We start from the raw sequence: 17,058 nt of genomic DNA on the forward strand, positions 1-17,058 counted from the left end.
CGAACCGTAATGACCTTTAAGTACCTCAACAAAGATTTTTCAGCAGGTTTTTCGGTATTTTTAGTGGCGCTCCCGCTGTGTTTAGGCATTGCCTTGGCATCGGGAGCGCCGCTTTTTTCTGGCTTAGTTTCGGGGGTAATCGGCGGATTGGTGGTAGCGTTGCTTTCTGGTTCTGAAATCGCCATTAGTGGCCCCGCCGCTGGGCTAGTTGTCATTGTGTTTGATGCCATCCACGGGTTAGGTGACTACTCCCATTTTCTGACGGCGGTTGTCTTGGCGGGTCTCCTCCAATGGCTACTGGGCTGGTTCAAGGCGGGTCGCCTGAGCGGTTTTGTGCCGTCGAGTGTCATCAGCGGAATGCTCGTTGCCATCGGCATTGTCATCGTTCTCAAACAAATCCCCCATGCCCTTGGCTGGGATGCCGACTACGAAGGCGAATTTGAATTTTTCCAAAACGACCAGCGAAATACCTTTAGCGAAATTATCCAAGCGGTGTTACATCCAACTTGGGGCGCAGGTATCATCAGCGCTGTATGTTTGCTTCTGATACTTTGGTGGGATAAAAAAGCTGAACAGGGTATCAAATTTTTCAAAACCGTTCCAACGGCCTTGGTCGTGGTTGTAATAGGTGTCGTTATTAATCAAGTATTTCGGTGGTTTGCTCCTGCTTTTTACTTGGGAGAATCTAACGACCACATGGTACGAATGCCCAGTTTTCGTACGTTATCTGACCTCAAATCGGCGCTTCATTTTCCATCCCTCGATGCATTGACCAAGCCTGCTGTTTACTTTACCGCTTTTACTTTGGCGATCATTGCAAGCGTCGAGTCTTTGTTTGGACTAGAAGCCGCCGACAAGCTAGACAAGCAACGACGGATTTCATCGCCCAACCAAGAGCTCAAAGCCCAAGGAATTGGCAATCTTCTTTCAGGTTTTCTTGGTGGTCTGCCAATGACAGTCGTGGTGGTTCGTACTTCATTGAACGTATATAGCGACAGCCAAACGCGCCTTTCGGCGTTTATTCAGGGCGTTTTGTTGCTGTTGGCAATGGTGGTTTTTCCCGAAACCCTCAACCACATTCCCCTTGCTAGTCTGGCAGCATTGCTTATATTAGTCGGGTACAAATTGGCCCGAATTGACATTTTTCGCAAAATGTACCTCGAAGGACAAGATCAATTTGTCCCGTTTATTGTGACGATACTAGGGATTATTTTGACCGATTTGTTGATAGGAATAGCCTTAGGATGGATTGTCGGAATCGCGTATGTAATCTATACCAACAATCAGTCGGCCATGACCATAGTACGCGACAAAGAAACCGTTCTGATTTGGTTTAGAAAAGACATTTCGTTTCTCAATAAAGCCAGGTTAAAGGAAGAATTGGCTTCGCTGCAAGCAGGAGACACGGTATTTATTGACGGAGCAAGAGCTCACTTTATTGACCATGACATTTATACTACCCTAAAAGAATTCCGAAAAGATGCCCCCCTGCGCGGTATTCAGGTGGACTTTAAAGGAATTACACGTCGGAAAATAACAAAACGAAAACTCGATGCAAGCATACAAAAAACTCTTATTAGCAAATAAAGCGTGGGCGGCTGAAAAGCTCATGCTCGACGAACACTATTTTGAGGAGTTAGCCGCTGATCAAAAGCCTGAGTTTTTGTGGATTGGCTGTGCCGACAGCCGCGTGCCCGCCAACGAAGTGACAGGCACTGCCCCTGGCGAATTGTTTGTTCACCGAAACGTGGCCAATTTAGTACTTCATACCGACATTAACATGCTCAGCGTGTTGCAGTATGCCGTGGAAGTACTCAAAGTAAAACATATTTTAGTGGTAGGACACTACGGCTGTGGCGGTGTAAAAGCCTCAATGACTAACAAAGACTACGGACTGATTAACAAGTGGTTGCGCAACATCAAAGATGTGTATGAAAAACACGAGACTGAACTCAATGGCATTGCGGAAGAACAAAAACGTTTTGACCGACTGGTGGAGCTAAATGTGGTTGAGCAGGTCAATAATTTAGCTAAAACAACTATTGTGCAACGGTCTTGGCACCAAAGGAACTATCCCCAACTCCACGGATGGGTATTTGACCTACACACGGGGCTTATCAACCCAACGGTAGAGATTTTGCCTGGAGCCGAAATTTCGCCCATTTATCGCTACGATTTTGAAAACGATAAAAAACATGACGAAATTTCGACCGAGTATGAGCATTAGGCAATGATAGACAGTTGATTAAAACTCAATCACAAAACCCAATGCAGGTGTGAAGTTGGCGTCTTCGTTGGCCAAAATGAGTGGTACTCCATTACTGCCGTCGCTTCGTAACGCTAGCCCATCCGTAGTTCTAAATCCAGAATTATCAGCTAACCGCTCAAAGGTGTATTGGGGTAAAGCAGGATTTGTAGTGAGCAATGCGTTTTGTAAGTCAAAAAACAAGTCGATAGATGTCTTCTTGTAATTCCATTTTTTGTCAATGCGGAAATCCACGCGGCTAAATGACCTCAACCGCAGGCTATTGAGTCGAGCATAATCTTCGGTGCCTACGCCCGTGGTGAGGTAATTGCGTTGCGAAGCGACCAAATCAAAGGGCGTATAAGGCGCACCACCTTGGTAGAGCCATTTAAGGCCCAACTCCCAGCCGCGTTTGAACTTATACCCCAATTGCGTCGAAACTAGGTTACGCGTATCCCAAGCTGAGGCCACGTACTTGCCGTCTTTTCCCGAAAATTCAGAACGGAAAAGCGTATAGCTCAAGACCCCAAAGAAGTTTTTGGTCAACTTTTGTTGGACGAAAAACTCAAGCCCACGGCTACGCCCTTTGCCCGTGCTGATAACTGTCTCGTTGCCAATGGCGCCGAAATTACCGCCTTGGTTGGCCAGCGAAATACCATCTCGTAGCGAAACAGGGTAGTTGTCGTATTGCTTCACAAAACCTTCGAGCGTAATGCGCGTAGTAGGTGTTGGGATAAACTCTAAGCCTGCCACAAAATGGTCGGAACGGATGTATTTGCTTGATTTATTGACAAAGTTTCCGTCTTGCTTATACCCCAAAACCGTATAAATCGGGGTTTTGAAATACCGACCCACTGACGCGTTTAAACGCCATTTGTCGCTCAATTGGTAACTCGCCGATAGACGCGGACTAAGGGTCTCAATCGGATTGTTACCATCGGAGGTGAATGAATTCATGTCGGTACGCAAGCCCGCCGAAATATTCAAGCGGTCGTCCACCAACTTGCGGTTTACTTGGGCAAAAGCCCCGAACTTGAAGAAATCAATGGCCGTGTTGAATGCGATGTTTACGGCAGGTTGAACCACCTGTCCTTGGGTATTTTTGACTTCACGGCGCAGTACGTTAAAGAAGTCGTTGTTGTACTTAACGTATTGAAGCATAGCACCGTAACTATATTCCCACTTACCCACAAACTTATTCACATCGAGGCGGAGTTTGTTCTCAATTTCTTGAGATACACTTTTGAGCGCGCGGTAATTTTCGTCACCTTGACGATTGTCTTCAAAGCGGTCAAGGCGGTTGTTGAACATATTTCGGCTAAGTGAAACGTTGAGGTAGCCGTTTTCCAGCAATCGTTTGAGCGAAAATCCAGTCGTATAATTCCACTGATTGATGGTGGGATTAGAACGAAGTACATACTCTTTTTCAGGGGAAGATTCTTTGGGAACCGCAAACGAAAATTCGTCGATGGCCCCCACTCCAATGGCTGTTAATGTAGTCTTTTTGTTGAGTTTGTGCGTGACTTTGTATTGAAAATCCCAGTAATTGGGACGAATAGGGAGGTCAATGGCTTTGAATAAAAATTGCAAATACGAACGACGTACCGATGCCAAAAAAGTGGTTTTGGGCGAAAGCGGCCCTTCAAATGTGCCTGCTACTTCGGTGGAGCTGACTCGAAAGTTGCCTTGGAGGCGTTCGGGGTTTCCTTCGCGCTGACGGAATTGCAATACTGACGACAGTGCATTGTCGTAACGGGCATTGAAGCTACTCGAACTTAACGTGGCGTCTTCAATAAACGATACGTTGAGAATCCCCGTAGGACCTCCCGAACTCCCCTGCGTCGCAAAGTGGTTGATGACGGGAATTTCGATGCCATCTAGGTAAAAAACGTTTTCGTTGGGGCCACCGCCACGGATGATGAGGTCATTACGAAAACCTCCCACCGAGCCTGCCGTTCCGCCTACACCTGGCAGTACCTGAATCACACGCGAAATGTCAAAGTTACCGCCTGGGTTGTTTTTGATTTCTTCAGTGGTGAGTTTTTGGATGGAATTGGGGGTTTCGACCGAAGCGACCGAGATAGAACGGTTATAGACAACTTTGGCTTCGGTCAACTGGACGGCTTCTTCTTCGAGGTCAAACGTAATTTGTTGGGCATTACCCGACGTAAGTACTACGTTGAATTTGGTGGCGGTTTTGTAGCCTACAAAAGACGCTTTGAGGTTGTAGCTTCCTACGGGGAGGGTAAGTTTAAACTTTCCGTCCACGTCGGTGGTAGTGCCTTGGGTGGTACCATCAATTTGTACCGTCACCCCGATAAGCGTTTCTTGGGTGCGTTTGTCGCGGACAGCCCCCAAAATGGTTCCTGTGCTTTGGGCAAACGCATTAGTGACACTAACGATGAGTAGTAGAGCGAATAGGTGTGTTTTCATGCGAATTTTAAAATGAGCAGTAAAAAACATTTATGATTTGATTTGTGTTAATTACTACGATAACATTCCAAATGAATTATTGTTTGTACGAAAACAAAATATTTTTCAAATTTTAGAATGTTTTTACTACTAAAAAATGAACTACGCACTATTACAAGAGCTGATTGGGCACTTAGCCAACTACGAAGCGCAGCGTTCACCGCTGCAACGGAAGGACATGGAGGGGTTTGTGGCGTACCTCAATCAACAAGTTTTTGCCAAATCATCAGACCCCGAATTAAAATTTGAAAATGGGGAAACGGTAGAGGTACTGTTGTCGCAGTTGGTGGCGTTTTTGTATCGCTATGCCAAAGGGTATATCAAAAAAGCGCTGGACTCTGCTCACCTGATTACGATTGACGATTTTTCGTATCTGGCGGGTATTTGGCAGACAGGCGGCTGCACCAAAACGGAGATTATTGACATGAACATTCACGAAAAAACCACGGGGATGGAAGTCATCAAGCGGTTATTGAATAATGGCCTCGTCGAACAAACCGACGACCCAAAAGACCGCCGAAGCAAACGGTTGTTGATTACGGCCAAAGGAATGGGGGTACTTTTTGGAACGTTTGAAGAAATGCGAAAAGCGAGTTTGATTATTGCAGGAACGCTCAATGAAATCGAAAAAATGCAGTTGTTGCACTTACTTCAAAAACTGCACTTTTTCCATAAACCGCTGTTTCTCAATGAACGCGAAACGGGTTTGGATGGGTTATTGAAAATCGTTGAAGGGGCAAAATAAATAAAGCCATAGTAGTGAGCTATGGCTTCATAAATACTTTTAAGCGTATTTTTCTCGAACTTGAAATAACAACCAGCCTCCGATTAGAAACGACAACGCAAGGCTAATCAGGTTGCTAAACAATCCTCCAATGCCTGCCAGATTAACAATACCGCTAACTAGGCTCAACAAGAAAAGATAGTACATATAATCCCAGCCTTTCTTTTGGCGCTTCATCAGTGGCGAAACGGCAAGCCCTTCCACAACTACCATAACCGCTAAAATGGCCATCGAAATCCAATAAACTCCCATATTACCAAAGGAAGCTAAACCGATGGCTGTTGCACCAGCTCCAATACCTAAAACTGCCAGTAACCCTAAGGCACCGAAAATGACAGCAATGATACAGAGGTACGGGGAGATTTTAACCAGAATTTCTTTTACGTTGTCAGGCAGTTGGGGGAATTTAGCAAATACGCCTGCGATTTCGTTTTCGAGGGGAAGTGGTTGTGCCATGTGATTGAAAAGGATAAGGTGATCGATTGTAGGTAGAGGGAAAAATTTATCGAACCTAACCCTTTTCAATCAAATAGTCAAGGAGTTATGAGTGTTTTTATTAGCTTTCGGTATATTCTCCTTCAAGTTTTGAAATAACTGCCGTTGCCACGGCATTTCCAGCTACCGAAGTGGCCGAACGCCCCATGTCTAAGAAGGGGTCAATACCGAGTAGCAATGCCAGCCCTTCGACGGGTAGGTTAAATTGTGCCAACGTTCCTGCAATCACCACCAACGAGGCACGTGGTACACCCGCAATTCCTTTGGAAGTAATCATCAGGGTAAGCAGCATGGCGATTTGTTGCTGAATGGTGAGCGGAATGCCGTAAGCTTGGGCAATAAAACCCGTTGCAAAAGTCATATACATCATCGAGCCATCAAGGTTGAAAGAATAACCCAACGGCAGCACAAATCCAATGATACGCTGACTACAACCAAATTTTTCCAAAGCAGTAATTTGTTGCGGCAAAGAAGCCTCTGAACTTGCCGTACTGAAAGTCAGAATCATCGAATCTTTGACGTGCGCCAACAGTTTGAGGTACGGGATTTTCATGACAAGGCAAATTGCCCACAAAACCCCGAAAATAAAGAAAAGCAGACCACCGAAGAAACACACCATTAGGTAGGCATACGAAATCAAAATGCCGAGTCCTTTCATGGCCACTACGCCTGTCATTGCCCCTAAGACGGCAAAAGGAGCTAATTCCATCACGTACCCAACAATTTTAAATACTACCTCCGAAAGGCTTTCAATGGCTTTGATGAGTTTTTTGCCGTGCTCTCCTACAGCGCCCAAAGCAATCCCAAAAAACAACGAAAAGACCACAATTTGGAGGATTTCGTTTTCGGAAAGGGCTTTAAAAAAGCTATCAGGGAAGATGTGCAAAATAAAATCTTCGACGGTTTTCATCGACTTGCCCGTCACACCCGTGTCGGTACCCGCGGCAGGACGAGGCCACTGTTGCACTTCGCCAGGCCGAGTTACATTCACGACCAATAGACCTACAAGCAGGGATAAGATGGTGGCGAAATAAAAATATAATAGGGTTTTGATACCAATACGACCCACGACTTTAAAATCGCCGAGTTTGGCTACCCCCACTGCAAGTGTACAAAACACCAGCGGCCCCACGATCATTTTGATCAGTTTGAGGAAAACTTTGCTCAGAATCTGGAATTTTTTTGATATTTCGGCAGCCTGCTCGGCGTCCATCGTGCTGTGCAAAATTTGCCCGATAACGACCCCCAGAATAAAGCCAATGACGATTTTGGTAGTAATGTTTAGTTTCATGAAGTGTTGGTTTTGATGAAAGTTAGGTTTTGCGGATATGATGATTTAGAGATTTTCAAAGAGAGTAAAACGCTTGAAGCGGCTACTACGGAGGTAGTATTTTAGAAATAGGAAACATAAGGATTTCAGGTTTAGGGCAAAAGAAGCCTGTTTGTGGCACAAATTAGGAAAAAAACGATAGAAACGAACGCTGTCAGTACAAAAACTGTACTTCGGTTGCGACAGAGGATAGGCCTCCAAGCAAAGATTTATGGAAAGAAAATGGGTATTAATAGCCTTTTCTTTGTTTTTCAGGTAAATTAGATGTCTTAGTATATTGCATATAACCAGGGCCTTCTATGAAAAAAAGAGACTTTATTAAATTAGTAGGGGCAGGTGTTGCTGGAAGTAGCTTACCTGCTTCGGTGGTAGCCCAAGAGAGTCACGTTGCTATCTCCACCCAAACCTTCAATATGTGCGGATACGGCGCTCCGAAAATCGATACCGTACGAATTGGCTACATTGGATTGGGGAACCGTGGCTTGGGTGCACTCGACCGAATCGTTTACATTGACAACGTAGAAATCAAAGCCCTGTGCGATATTCGGACGGAGCGTACCGATTTGGCCAAGAAAAAACTCCAAGGAACGTCCCACGTCCCTCAAGTCTATGCAGGGAAGGCCGATGACTGGAAAAAACTCTGCGAACGCCCCGATCTCGACCTTATTTACATTTGTACCCCGTGGAATCTTCATGCTCAGATGGCGCTGTATGCCATGGAACAAGGCAAGCACGTAGCGGTGGAAATCCCCGCCGCAACGACCGTCGATGACTGTTGGAAGCTGGTCGAAACGTCCGAACAGACGCGGAAACATTGCATGATGCTCGAAAACTGTTGCTACGATTTTTTTGAATTGCTCACGCTCAACATGGCGCGCCAAGGCTTTTTTGGGGAAGTAGTGCACGTCGAAGGGGCGTATATTCACGATATTTTTGACTCTTTTTTTGACAAAGGCAAACGCTACGATATGTGGCGCTTAAAGGAAAATACCCGAAACGGGAATTTGTACCCGACCCACGGTTTGGGACCTATTTGCCAAGTGCTGGACATCAATCGCGGCGATAAAATGGAGTATTTGGTGTCGATGTCGAGCAACGATTTTATGTTGGAAGCCAAGGTGAAAGAATTGGCCAAAACCGATGCGACTTTCCAGCCGTTGGCTAAGAAAACCTTTCGTGGGAACATGAGCACTACGACGATTCGGACTCACAAAGGCAAAACCATTATGTTGCAGCACGACGTAAGTTCGCCACGGCCCTACTCTCGCATACATCTGGTAAGCGGTACCAAGGCGACGGCTCTCAAATATCCGCTTCCTGGAAAAATTTCTACGGGACACGATTGGGTGTCGGAGGCCGAAATGAAGGCATTAGAAGAAAAATACCAGCCCGCGCTTGTCAAAAAAATTGGCGAATTAGCCAAGCAAGTGGGCGGCCACGGGGGTATGGATTTCTTGATGGATTGGCGTTTGATTGATTGCCTTCGCAATGGTCTCCCGCTCGACCAAGACGTCTATGATGCGGCTTCGTGGAGTGTGATTGGGCCGTTGAGTGAAAAATCGGTGGCTAACCGCTCCAATTCCATTGATATTCCTGATTTTACGGCGGGGGCGTGGAAAAACAACCGCCCCGTTGATATTTCCCTAGCCCAAGGAGGAAATACCTCCGTCAAACCTAAATAAAGACATTCCGAGTTTGATTGCTGCAAAGGCAAAACTTGGAATGTCTAACAAACCCAAATAGAGATAAAACCCGATGCTTATTCATATTTCCGAAAACCCCAAAGCCCTTGGCCAAGTAGCAGGCGCCGCCGCTGCTGACTACATTCGTAAAGCCCTCGCCGAACGAGGTGAAGCAAACGTGATTTTAGCGACAGGTACCAGCCAATTTGAAACGTTAAACCAATTGCTTAACGAACCAGACATTGATTGGACGAAGGTGACAATGTTTCATTTGGACGAATACATTGCTTTACCAGAATCACATCCTGCTAGTTTTCGTAAGTATTTGAAAGAAAGAGTGTTGTCAAGAGTAGTAATGAAAGAAAGTTTTCTTATCAACGGCGAAACGCAACCCGAAACCGAATGTGAACGATTGGGAAAACTTATTTTACAACATCCAATTGACGTAGCGCTGGTGGGAATCGGTGAAAACGGTCACTTGGCTTTCAACGACCCGCCTGCTGATTTTGAAACGGAAAGCCCTTACATCGTCGTGAATCTCGACGAAGCCTGCCGTCGCCAACAGTTAGGAGAAGGCTGGTTTGCCACGTTAGATGACGTACCCCAACAAGCGATTAGCATGTCGATTCGGCAAATTATGAAATCGGCAGCCCTCATTTGTTCGGTGCCCGATGAGCGTAAAGCCGAAGCGGTAAAAAACTGCTTAACGGGCGAAATTAGCCCCCTTTTCCCCGCCAGCATTTTGCAAAACCACCCTAATTGCGGCATGTATTTGGACAAAGCATCAAGTAAGTATTTATCTTAAAACAAATTATTAACCCCTATGCCAAACCGTCGTAAGTTTCTAAAAAAGAGCAGTATAGCGAGTATTGGAATGGTAGGGTTGGATGTCCTCAATCCGTTTGTAAACGATATTTTTTCCCCTTTACCCCTCATGAACCCCAACGAAACCACGGAGAACCTCATTGGACTGTACGGGCCTTGGGCAGTATCGCTCATTGATAGCAAACTTCCATCGCTTTCTTTTCGCCGCAACGAGTGGACGAATCTTGCTCAGTGGCGTGAGATGGCCAAGCAGCGCTTGATTGAGCGTTTGGGAATTCCTGATATTGGGGGAATGCCTCAAGTGACGCTTAAAAAACAATACGAGTACGACGGGCTTCATATCGAGGAACTTACGTGGCAGCTTCCCTACGGACGACCCACGGAAGGTATTTTGTTAAAACCAGCGAATGCAAAAGGCCCGTTGCCTGCCATTTTGGCTTTCCACGACCACGGTGGGAATAAGTATTTTGGGACTCGAAAAATTACTAAGACGTCAGACCAACAGCATGCGTTGATGAAGGAACATCAGCAGGAATACTACGAAGGAATGGCGTGGGCCAACGAAATCGCCAAGCGCGGTTACGTGGTGCTAGTGTCGGATGCGTTTCCATTTGCTAGCCGACGCGTATGGATGCAGGACGTTCCTGCGCATCTTCGTCATGGCTTGAACGACAACAACCCCGAAAATTCGGAGAATATTCACAAGTACAACGAGTGGGCTGGCGAGCACGAACACGTAATGTCCAAATCGTTGATGAGCGCGGGTACTACGTGGGCGGGGGTGTTTTTTGCGGAGGATAAAAAGGCATTGGATGTTCTTTGTGCCCGTCAGGATGTGGACACTACGCGGGTGGGCTGTGCGGGATTATCGGGTGGTGGTATGCGTACGGTGTTTATGGGTGGACTGGAAGAACGTATCAAATGTGCCGTGTGCGTTGGTTTTATGACTACTTGGAAAGACCTCATTTTACACAAATCATACACGCATACGTGGATGACCTACGTGCCTATTTTGCCCAACGAGCTAGATTTTCCAGAAATCTTTGGATTGCGAGCTCCTCTTCCGACAATGGTGCTCAATGACATTTATGATGATTTATATACGCTTCCTGAAATGAAACGGGCAGATAAGATGTTGGGTGACGTCTATGCCAAAGCAGGGGCTTCGGAGCGATACAAGTGCTCGTTTCACCCTGGCCCACACAAGTTTGATAAAAAGATGCAAGCCGAAGCTTTTGCGTGGTTCGATAAGTGGCTAAAGTAGGGGTCAGACTGTCGTCTGAGAGGTTATAAAAAAGCCGTCTGACTATCGTCTGACGGCTTTTGAGCCTGTTTACCATGATTATTAAGTCTGACTATCGTCTGACTTAGTAATAAACAGCAGTAGTTACCATTTCGCGGGCCGTTTTGGCAATTCCTTCGGGGTCAAAACCACACTCGCGATGAAGTTCAATTTGTTCGCCGTGTTCTACAATTCGGTCAGGAATGCCCAAACGCTTGAGTTTGGCTGTGTAGCCGTGGTCAGCCATAAATTCCAACACAGCACTTCCCATACCTCCTTGCAAGCAACCATCTTCCACAGTAATCACTTTGTCAAATTTCTGGAACACCTCATGCAATAGTTGTTCGTCCAGCGGTTTTACAAAGCGCAAATCGTAGTGAGCTGCACTGATACCTGCATTTTCGAGCAATTGGCAACTTTTAACGGCGTAATTTCCAATGTGGCCAATGGTCAGAATCGCCACATCTTCCCCGTCTTTCACTTTTCTTCCTTTACCAATTTCCAACTTTTCAAACGGAGTGCGCCACTGCGGCATCATGCCTTCGCCACGTGGGTATCGAATCGTAAAAGCTTGTTTTCCGCGTTGATTTTCGTCGAGCTGTGCCGTGTACATCATGTTGCGAAGCTCCTGCTCATTCATTGGCGAAGCCACAATCATGTTGGGAATACAACGCATGTAAGCAATGTCATATGCACCGTGGTGCGTAGGTCCATCGGCACCCGCAAAACCTGCGCGGTCGAGGCAGAACACTACAGGAAGTTCCTGAATACACACGTCATGCACCACTTGGTCATAAGCACGCTGCATAAACGTACTATAAATGTTACAGAACACGACCGAGCCTTGGGTAGCCATCCCTGCCGAGAACGTGACGGCGTGTTGTTCAGCAATGCCTACGTCGAAGGCGCGCTCTGGCATGGCTTTCATCAGTAAGTTCATCGACGAACCCGAAGGCATAGCAGGGGTTACACCTACGACTTTGGGGTTTTGTTCGGCCAATTCCACCAAGGTATGTCCAAACACATCTTGGTATTTAGGTGGCTGGGGTGTATCGGGGATTTTTTTGAAAATCTCACCCGTTATTTTATCAAATTTACCAGGAGCGTGCCATTTTGTTTGGTCTTTTTCGGCAGGAGCGAATCCTTTTCCTTTGACCGTGACGCAGTGCAACAGTTTAGGTCCTGGGATGTTTTTAAGGTCATTCAGTACGTGTACGAGATGGTCAACGTCATGCCCGTCGATGGGCCCGAAGTAACGCAAATTGAGCGACTCGAACAAGTTACTTTGGCGTAACAAAGTGGCTTTAAGTCCATCTTCTACCCGTGAAACAATCTCACGAGCACTTTTGCCAAATTGACTCATTTTACCCAACAAATTCCAAACTTCTTCTTTGACGCGGTTGTACGTATGAGAAGTGGTAATGTCGGTCAAATATTCTTTTAATGCTCCAACGTTGGGGTCTATACTCATGCAATTATCATTCAAAATGATAAGCAAATTTGTATCTGCCAACGCCCCCGCATGGTTCATTGCTTCAAACGCCATACCGCCCGTCATGGCGCCATCACCGATTACGGCAATCGAATGTTGGTCTTTGATACCCTTCAATTGCGCTCCTACAGCCATCCCTAAGGCTCCTGAGATAGACGTTGAAGAGTGACCAACTCCAAAGGCGTCGTAAGGGCTTTCTTTGCGTTTAGGGAATCCAGAAATCCCACCGTAAAGTCGGTTAGTATGGAATACTTCGCGGCGCCCTGTCAGGATTTTGTGGCCATAGGCTTGATGACCCACATCCCAAATGAGTTGGTCGGTAGGCGTATTAAACACATAGTGCAGTGCAACAGTAAGTTCTACTACACCCAGACTCGCGCCAAAATGTCCTCCATACACCGAGACTAAATCAATGATGTACTGCCGAAGTTCTTGAGAAACTTGGGGAAGGTCTGCTGAGTCAAATTTTCGCAAATCATCAGGCGTGTTGATTTGTGAAAGTAATTTACCGGGAGTTATGAGCATCGTTTAACGGCTTGAAACTAAACGTAGAAATATAACTTGCTTGCTGATAAAAGTGTTTTGCAAAGTTATGAAAAATGCCAATCGCTACCCACACTTTGTGCGGCGCATTGGCGGTAAAGCGACAGAGATGATGACTTATTGCTGGCTTGCTTTGTAAAGTTTTTGCTTCTCTTCTCGGGTAAGGCTTTCGTAGCCAGATTTTGAGATTTTGTCCAAAATCGCGTCAATTTCGTCCTGATTAGGGATTATTATCGAAGTATTTTCACTTTTTTGACTAAAATGACGAGCAGCAGTGGAGGTAGCGGCACGCGCTCGCTGAGGCACCTGAATGCGTGGTTTTGCAGTGAAAATTTTCTGAAAAAATTCACCAATACTGTAGATAGGTTTTCCCCAATCGTACCCATTTTGGAGGGATTTAATGAACCCAAACCCAACCATTGCTCCCGCTAAGTGGGCCAAATTCCCACCTGCATTGGGGCCTACCAACTGCGCCATCGTGATGATAATACACAGTGCTGCAATGTATTTGAGACGAACAGGGCCAATGAGAAATACAAAAAAGGTGTGTTCGGGCAGTAACGTAGCTGCCCCCAAAATCACCGCAAATACCGCACCCGAAGCCCCAATTAAACTGGTATTGGCAAGTTCAGGTTGGAAATAAGGCACTAGGTTGTACATGGTCAAAAACAGCACACCTCCAGCCAAACCACCCAGTAAAAAAATCGCTATCAAACGTCGGCTGCCAAGATATTCTTCCAATACTTGCCCAAACCAGTAGAGTGAGAGCATGTTAAAGAACACATGAAAAGGGCCTTGATGAACAAAAAAATTGGTCAAAAGCGTCCAAGGCTTGTATAAAAAAGCACCGAAGCTCGCGGGTAAACTAAGCTGATCCATTACCCATTGGTAGTAATGGGGATACTGAGCAATCGTGAAAACGATGTACAAAATGATAATCGCCACAAAGACGATGACATTGGTCAAAATAAGTTTAATGACCGCGTTGTTCGTCTTTGAAAATTCGCCTCTTACATCATCAAAAATGCTGCTCATCGCTCTTTTCAGTTCAAATAGGTTTTATGGAATAACCCGTTTATTGACAAACTAGTTTTGGTTTGTGACTGAAAATTAGAGAAAAAGATACAAAAAGCCAAATTAATACATTCGTCTAATTTTCCAGATTTTCAATAGTATATACGCAAAAATCATGCCTCCGAGGTGGGCAAAGTGGGCAACACCCGAATCTTGGATATTAATTCCCGCATAAAGTTCATATAGGGCGTAAAAAGTAACAAAATATTTGGCTTTAATCGGAATTGGGAAAAACAACAGCATCATTTCCATGTTTGGAAAAATTAATCCAAAGGCAGCAATAATACCAAAAATAGCCCCTGACGCCCCTAGCATTGGGATGTTGACTCGGTTGTCAATGGTACTTTTTACAAAAGCAATACTGTCGTTGATGTACGAAATATTCTTAGGCTGATCTTCAAAACTATTGAGAAAATCAAGGGCTGAGTGTTTTACATTGGGTGCAAAACGAGTCAAAAAATCCAAGAATGCTTCGGGAGAAGGATATTGGCTGTACAAATCCACCGCTTGTTTTAACTCATACATCTCATAAAAATTAATCGCTGAGTAAAGAAAACCTGCGCCGATGCCCGTAATAAAGTAAAACATCACAAAGCGTTTGGGGCCAAGAACGTGTTGTTCGAGCAGCGGGCCAAAGAAAAACAATCCAAGCATGTTGCTAAACAAGTGCCCTACGTTTCCGTGCAAAAACATGTACGTGACAAATTGGTGCGGCTTAAAACTAGGCCCAGTGACTGGGTAAAGCGCAAACAAATTCTCAATGAGGGGATTAAGACTTTGTAAGAAATAAATGAGTACGTTTAGAATAAGTAAATTTCTAACGGTAGGGGTGATGTTAAACATGGCTTTCTGGGCTTATTTTAATAAATTAGCTATTTTGTCTAAGGCCAAGATGGAGAAAATTGGTTCGCCAGTTGGAGTGTAATTGGGATTAGACGAGACAAAAAGTTGGTTGATAAGTCGTTCCATTTCATCAGAAGAAAGTCGAACCAAATGCCGCGATGCAAAACGTTTGGCCAAACTTCGGGCAGTTGTTTCGGCACGGTTGAGTTGAAGGTCGGCATAGCTTTGACGGAGTTGTTCGGTCAGTTCTTCAAAAACCTTTTGCGCATCTTCGGCAGGAAAATCAGTTGGCATACTTCTCACCACAAGCGTATCGGGGCCTAAGGAGTCAAAATCAAACCCAAGAGCCAAAATCTCATCCCGCATTTCGAGGATAAGCGGCACATCAGCCAACGGTAAACGAACCGTAATTGGAAACAGAAGTTGTTGCGAAACGGCGGTTGGGGAATCGAGTTGCTTGAGGTATCGGTCATAAAGCACTCGCTCGTAAGCAGCTCGCTGGTCGATGAGCATCATGCCCGATTTGACCGATGACACAATGTAACGATTTTGGATTTGAACGGCCAAACGGCGATTTTGGAGTTCTTCGTCTTCTTTGATTTGGACGTCATTGGCGCGGCTGCCCAGCGTTGGGCTTGACGCAGACGGCGCTGTTGGGATAAATTCGTCTTCTTCTCCCAAATCGAGCGTGGCCTGCACAGGCGTGGGGTCTGTTTTCTGGAATCCTTCAAACAATTTATCCCAATTGGCGAGGTTTGACTCTTCCCTCGGCGTTTTGCTCGGCGGGGAGTAAGAAGAAGCGAAAGAACCACCACTGTTATCACTACCTAAGCTTGGACTACTCTCTCGGGAAGAGGGCATAGACAGCGGCTTGGTGGGAGTAGCACGCGACGGCAACGGGCTCAAAAAATTGACGTTTGAGTCAAAATCAATCGAATGTGAAAGGTGGTTGACACTAATTGCTTTTCGGACAGCGGCCATCAACAGGGCATAAACCGACCGCTCATCGTCAAATTTTATTTCGGTTTTGGTTGGGTGAATGTTGATGTCAATGTGCGACGGGTCAAGGTCGAGGTGAAGCACATAAAAAGGATGACTACCTTCATTGATGGTACCTTCGTAGGCCGACAACACCGCGTGGTGCAAATAATTATGTTTTACATATCGGTCGTTGACAAAAAAGAACTGCTCCCCCCTCGTTTTACGGGCAAATTCGGGTTTCCCAATGTAACCTTTTACGGTCACAAAAGGGGTTTCTTCTTGGCAATTAATGATATTCTCACGGTAGTTTTTCCCGAACATATCCACGATACGGCGGCTAATTTTACCCGAATACAAATTATAAATCTCAGTATCGTTGTGGTAGAGCGACAAGCTTACTTCGGGATGAGCGAGGGAAACTCGCTGGAACTCGTCGAGGATATGACGCATTTCTACCGAGTTGGTTTTGAGGAAGTTGCGGCGAGCTGGTACGTTAAAAAACAGGTTTTTTACCAGAATGTTTGTTCCTGGCAAACACGCCACCGACTCCTGAGACTTTAAATCAGACCCTTCGATACGCAATAGCACCCCTACTTCGTCGGCAGCACGACGTGTGCGCATTTCCACTTGAGCCACCGCCGCAATAGACGCCAACGCTTCTCCGCGAAACCCCATCGTCCGAATTCGGAATAAATCGTCGGCAGTACGAATTTTAGAAGTAGCGTGTCGTTCAAAACTCATGCGGGCGTCGGTTTCAGACATACCAACACCGTCGTCGATGATTTGAATGAGCGTGCGGCCCGCATCACGAATGATTACTTGTATATTTTTAGCCTGTGCGTCGATGGCATTTTCCAACAATTCTTTTACGACAGAAGCAGGCCGTTGAACTACTTCTCCCGCAGCAATTTGGTTGGCGATGGCATCAGGAAGCAGGCGAATTATATCTTGCATATCGAGCGTTGACTTTCAAGAATAGATAACAATATAACACAGCAAAAACGTTTACC

Annotated in this window: 13 protein-coding genes; 6 read left to right on the top strand and 7 right to left on the bottom strand. The window is 45.7% G+C overall.

Going from position 1 to position 17,058, the window contains the following annotated elements:
* Positions 1 to 9: 9 nt before the first annotated feature.
* Positions 10 to 1,587: a SulP family inorganic anion transporter gene (locus DTQ70_RS17990; RefSeq protein ID WP_122932090.1), complete on the top strand. Its 1,578-nt coding sequence runs from the start codon at positions 10 to 12 to the stop codon at positions 1,585 to 1,587.
* On the top strand, positions 1,553 to 2,227 hold the full coding sequence (locus DTQ70_RS17995; RefSeq protein ID WP_122932091.1) for a carbonic anhydrase: 675 nt from the start codon (positions 1,553 to 1,555) through the stop codon (positions 2,225 to 2,227). Before DTQ70_RS17990 ends, DTQ70_RS17995 begins: the two co-directional genes overlap by 35 nt.
* Positions 2,228 to 2,245: 18 nt before the next feature.
* Here the strand turns inward: DTQ70_RS17995 and DTQ70_RS18000 are convergent, their stop codons facing one another.
* A complete protein-coding gene (locus DTQ70_RS18000) occupies positions 2,246 to 4,678 on the bottom strand; it encodes a TonB-dependent receptor (protein ID WP_229599964.1) in 2,433 nt (810 codons plus the stop codon).
* Between the two features lie 136 nt (positions 4,679 to 4,814).
* Here DTQ70_RS18000 and DTQ70_RS18005 point away from each other — a divergent pair, with 136 nt between their 5' ends.
* Positions 4,815 to 5,462, top strand: coding sequence for a MarR family winged helix-turn-helix transcriptional regulator (locus DTQ70_RS18005; RefSeq protein ID WP_122932093.1), 648 nt, complete (start codon positions 4,815 to 4,817; stop codon positions 5,460 to 5,462).
* A 39-nt stretch (positions 5,463 to 5,501) separates the two neighbouring features.
* On the opposite strand, the gene DTQ70_RS18010 is transcribed toward DTQ70_RS18005, so the two are convergent.
* Positions 5,502 to 5,957, bottom strand: coding sequence for a hypothetical protein (locus tag DTQ70_RS18010; protein ID WP_122932094.1), 456 nt, complete (start codon positions 5,955 to 5,957; stop codon positions 5,502 to 5,504).
* A 100-nt stretch (positions 5,958 to 6,057) separates the two neighbouring features.
* Positions 6,058 to 7,287 carry a dicarboxylate/amino acid:cation symporter gene (locus tag DTQ70_RS18015; protein ID WP_122932095.1) on the bottom strand — a complete coding sequence of 410 codons (1,230 nt, stop codon included), beginning with the start codon at positions 7,285 to 7,287 and terminating at the stop codon, positions 6,058 to 6,060.
* Positions 7,288 to 7,625: 338 nt separating this feature from the next.
* On the opposite strand from DTQ70_RS18015, the gene DTQ70_RS18020 reads away from it, so the two are divergent.
* The 3 genes from DTQ70_RS18020 to DTQ70_RS18030 all read left to right on the top strand — a co-directional run bounded on the left by DTQ70_RS18020 (position 7,626) and on the right by DTQ70_RS18030 (position 11,097).
* The gene (locus DTQ70_RS18020) at positions 7,626 to 9,008 is read left to right on the top strand and encodes a Gfo/Idh/MocA family protein (RefSeq protein WP_122932096.1); all 1,383 of its coding nucleotides are present in this window, start codon (positions 7,626 to 7,628) and stop codon (positions 9,006 to 9,008) included.
* 73 nt (positions 9,009 to 9,081) lie between these two features.
* Entirely contained in the window at positions 9,082 to 9,813 is a 732-nt protein-coding gene (locus tag DTQ70_RS18025; protein WP_122932097.1) for a glucosamine-6-phosphate deaminase, read from the top strand.
* An 18-nt stretch (positions 9,814 to 9,831) separates the two neighbouring features.
* Positions 9,832 to 11,097, top strand: coding sequence for an acetylxylan esterase (locus DTQ70_RS18030; protein ID WP_122932098.1), 1,266 nt, complete (start codon positions 9,832 to 9,834; stop codon positions 11,095 to 11,097).
* A gap of 103 nt (positions 11,098 to 11,200) precedes the next feature.
* Here the strand turns inward: DTQ70_RS18030 and dxs are convergent, their stop codons facing one another.
* The 4 genes from dxs to mutL form a co-directional block, all read right to left on the bottom strand.
* Complete coding sequence (dxs, locus tag DTQ70_RS18035; RefSeq protein WP_122932099.1) at positions 11,201 to 13,132, bottom strand: 1-deoxy-D-xylulose-5-phosphate synthase; 1,932 nt, start codon at positions 13,130 to 13,132, stop codon at positions 11,201 to 11,203.
* 135 nt (positions 13,133 to 13,267) lie between these two features.
* Entirely contained in the window at positions 13,268 to 14,185 is a 918-nt protein-coding gene (locus DTQ70_RS18040) for a rhomboid family intramembrane serine protease (protein WP_122932100.1), read from the bottom strand.
* A gap of 102 nt (positions 14,186 to 14,287) precedes the next feature.
* A complete protein-coding gene (locus DTQ70_RS18045) occupies positions 14,288 to 15,067 on the bottom strand; it encodes a rhomboid family intramembrane serine protease (protein ID WP_122932101.1) in 780 nt (259 codons plus the stop codon).
* A 12-nt stretch (positions 15,068 to 15,079) separates the two neighbouring features.
* Positions 15,080 to 17,002, bottom strand: coding sequence for a DNA mismatch repair endonuclease MutL (mutL, locus tag DTQ70_RS18050; protein ID WP_122932102.1), 1,923 nt, complete (start codon positions 17,000 to 17,002; stop codon positions 15,080 to 15,082).
* Between the last annotated feature and the right edge of the window lie 56 nt (positions 17,003 to 17,058).

Source organism: Runella sp. SP2 (genome assembly GCF_003711225.1).
GTDB lineage: Bacteria > Bacteroidota > Bacteroidia > Cytophagales > Spirosomataceae > Runella.